Origin of the sequence: Oliverpabstia sp., from assembly GCF_022785585.1 — a bacterium.
GTDB lineage: Bacteria > Bacillota > Clostridia > Lachnospirales > Lachnospiraceae > Oliverpabstia > Oliverpabstia intestinalis.
Genome location: NZ_JALFPR010000116.1, coordinates 1 through 3,211, shown reverse-complemented (window position 1 = coordinate 3,211; position 3,211 = coordinate 1). Strand labels below are relative to the sequence as shown.

The window sequence follows — 3,211 nt, the reverse complement described above, 5'->3', positions numbered from 1 at the left end:
CTGGTGTGCATCGTAACGATGCCACTGATGGTGATGCTATATATGATATAATGAGTGTTAGCGAGCGGGAACAAACGAAGTTTGTTCATCGGGAGCGGCGAATGTGGATCATGATAGCTGCGAAAGCAGCGTCAAGCACCGAAGGTGCGAATCATGATATAATGAGTGTTAGCGAGCGGGAACAAACAAAGTTTGTTCATCGGGAGCGGCGAATGTGGATCATGATAGCTGCGAAAGCAGCGTCAAGCACCGAAGGTGCGAATCATGATATAATGAGTGCAAGAGAGTCAGAGGGAGCTTGCTCACTCTTGACGAACGGCGAAATTATGGAGTGATGAAATCACGAAATAGGAAGCAGACGGAGAGAAAATTATGCGGATTAACAGAGAAGATATGCTGGAACTGACCCGGCGGATGACAGTAAAACGATCCTCGATGACACGGATCGCGGGAGCTTACATGGATCGGGAAGGGTATGTGGACGGAACCTTTAATACTAATTTTCTGAAATTGTCTCCGGCAGATAAGGAGAAAAATCTGGCACTGGCAAAAACAGTTCCGTTTTCGGAAACCAATGTCAACCTGAAACGGTACCGGTTTCCGAAAGAACAGATGACAGCCGGAACGATATGGCAGCTGTTAAACGGGATCAGAAACAGCGGACTGAAAAATGATGCACTGATGGATACCTTTTATGAGATTGCAGGGGAAGAGTATCGTTCCTGCGGAGATTATGCCGTGTATATGTTCCATGACCGCTACGATATCCCGGTGAAAGCGGCAGATCATGAGCGGGTGGGAGAGTCAGAAGAAGTCTACGAATATCTGATCTGCATCTTCGCCCCGGTCAGCGGCGACTATGAACCGGGACAGCCGGAGTGCGGGTTTATTTACCCGGCGTTTTGTGACAGAAGCGGCGACTGGAATTATGTGGATATTTATCAGAAGAATCCGGAACGTCCGCACAATGAGTTGAGGAAGATTCTTGGAGTGTGAAAGAACGGGGAGATATTTGGAGAAAATGAAAAAAGGTGGCACAGAGTATGGGAAGACATCTCTGCGCCGCCTTTTTCGTTGCAGTATATAGTAATCGCCGATTCAGGGAAACGTTTCTGCGTTTCAAAGGGATTATATTTGATTATTGAGGATGTTCATCATCGATTACAGAAATTGCTTCTTCATTTTCCGACGTCTCAAGATAAGGTCTGAACATCCGATAGAAGAAAAATGAATTGATATAAGCGGTCAGTCCAAAACCAAAGAAAAACCAGCAGCATGCATACAGAGGCAGCAGTTTCAGATCACGATAGGTCATATACATCGGCAGAATGGAGATCACAGCGATGGTAAGTGTGGAAGGAAAATGCATGAAGGCAAATAAGAAAGCATTCTTTAAAAGATTTCTCAGTGTATTTGCAAAAGCTGCGATCACAGGAAAGATGTAGAGCGCCAGGATTACGACAAGTGCCAGTACGATCCCGGAGAGATAATAAAAAATCTTACCTGTATCAGAACCTGTCTGTAAAAGAAAACGGGTGTCGAGAAACAGCAGCAGTCCGACCACTACCAGACCCAGCCAGACGATCAGAGACTGCCGGAATGACTGCCGAAATGCCCGGAAAAATGTCTTGACGGTTCCGTTGTTGTTCCCCTTAACCGTGCGCAGCGTACAATGGTAGAGTGCTGTCAGTGAAGGACCGATGGTAACTAACGGGATGCTGCAGAGGATAAACAGAAGATTAGCGAGAATGATGTCGCCGATTTTATTCAGTGCTACAAAGATAATGTTGTTTTCATTAAAAAAATTCATATCAAAATGCCTCCTTTGATAAAAATGCGAGTGCAGGAAAAACTGCACGATAACTCATTCTAGCACCGGAGATGGCAAAATGCAAAACATTTCTGGAATACAAAAATCTATATTGTTCAATGTATACATATGAGCAAGTGGAAAATTGGTGAAAAAAGAGAAAACATTCGGGAAATATGGAAAAATACCATGTGTTTCTGCAAAAATTCAATGCATTACATCATAAGAAATCGGAAAGACATAGATAAAAGAACGGAAAAACAGTGGGAAAATGTTGCGGATGTATAAAAAATATATACGAAATAGATAAAATAACAATAAAAAATATAGAGAATACACAAAAACATAACATTTAGCCATATTTTTAAAACATATACCCATTTATCATTTTGACATATTTGCGTATAATAACCTCAACGATCAGGGAAATGAAACGAAGGAACAGATTCCTGATAAGATCTCATCATAAGGAGGAAAAACATATGAAATTTAAAAAAGCAATGGCACTCTTACTGGCAAGTACAATGGTGCTGTCTATGGCAGCATGCGGTGGCGGAAGCTCAAGCAGCTCATCCGACAGTTCATCATCCGATGCAGAATCCACAGACAGCTCTGACAGTTCAGATGTTACACTGTCCGTAACCATCTGGGATTCCAACCAGGAACCTGGACTTACACAGATCATGAACGATTTCACAGAGAAGACCGGCATCAAAACAAAAGTTTCCGTTGTTAAATGGGACGAGTACTGGACACTGCTGGAATCCGGCGCACAGGGTGGATCTTTACCGGATGTATTCTGGATGCATTCCAATGAAAGTGAAAGATACATGTCCAATGATATGCTGTTGGATCTGACAGATAAAATCGCAGACAGCAGTGAGATCGATCCGGCAAATTATCCGGAAGATATCTGGGGACTGTATACATACGATGATAAATACTATGCAGTGCCGAAAGATGTAGATACCATCGCACTGTGGTACAACAAAACACTGTTTGATGAAGCCGGACTGGAGTATCCTACCGCAGACTGGACCTGGGATGATGTAACAGAAGCAGCAAAGAAACTGACAAAAGATGACGGAAGTCAGTATGGTCTTGCGATGGGAAATGGAAGCAACCAGGATGGTTATTATAACATGGTTTACGATAACGGCGGATACATCATCAATGATGACAAGACACAGTCCGGATGGGACGATCCGAAAACCATTGAAGCAATGCAGACCATGGAAGGATGGATCAATGACGGTGTAATGCCTTCTCTGGAAACCATGTCTGAGAACGGTAACGACGTTCTGTTCGAATCCGGTAAAGTTGCCATGATCACACAGGGTTCCTGGATGCTGGCTGCATACCGTGACAACGAATACACAGCCGCAAACTGTGACTGCGTAG

4 protein-coding genes are annotated in these 3,211 nt (G+C 43.6%); 3 read left to right on the top strand and 1 reads right to left on the bottom strand.

All coding sequences use genetic code 11. The features are described from left to right. Nucleotides 1-335 (top strand): hypothetical protein (locus tag MSA64_RS08280; protein ID WP_287891288.1); only part of this gene is annotated, 335 nt, incomplete at its 5' end. 37 nt (nucleotides 336-372) lie between these two features. Next, on the top strand, nucleotides 373-996 hold the full coding sequence (locus MSA64_RS08275; RefSeq protein ID WP_287891287.1) for a DUF4317 family protein: 624 nt from the start codon (nucleotides 373-375) through the stop codon (nucleotides 994-996). Between the two features lie 142 nt (nucleotides 997-1,138). On the opposite strand, the gene MSA64_RS08270 is transcribed toward MSA64_RS08275, so the two are convergent. Next, nucleotides 1,139-1,810 carry a YesL family protein gene (locus MSA64_RS08270; protein WP_287891285.1) on the bottom strand — a complete coding sequence of 224 codons (672 nt, stop codon included), beginning with the start codon at nucleotides 1,808-1,810 and terminating at the stop codon, nucleotides 1,139-1,141. 482 nt (nucleotides 1,811-2,292) lie between these two features. On the opposite strand from MSA64_RS08270, the gene MSA64_RS08265 reads away from it, so the two are divergent. Next, nucleotides 2,293-3,211 (top strand): ABC transporter substrate-binding protein (locus tag MSA64_RS08265; RefSeq protein WP_287891284.1); only part of this gene is annotated, 919 nt, incomplete at its 3' end.

What these genes read in the sequence shown, in the direction of transcription:
- MSA64_RS08275 (WP_287891287.1), top strand. Translation starts at nt 373, where the DNA reads ATGCGGATTAACAGAGAAGATATGCTGGAACTGACCCGGCGGATGACA.
- MSA64_RS08270 (WP_287891285.1), bottom strand. Translation starts at nt 1,810, where the DNA reads ATGAATTTTTTTAATGAAAACAACATTATCTTTGTAGCACTGAATAAA.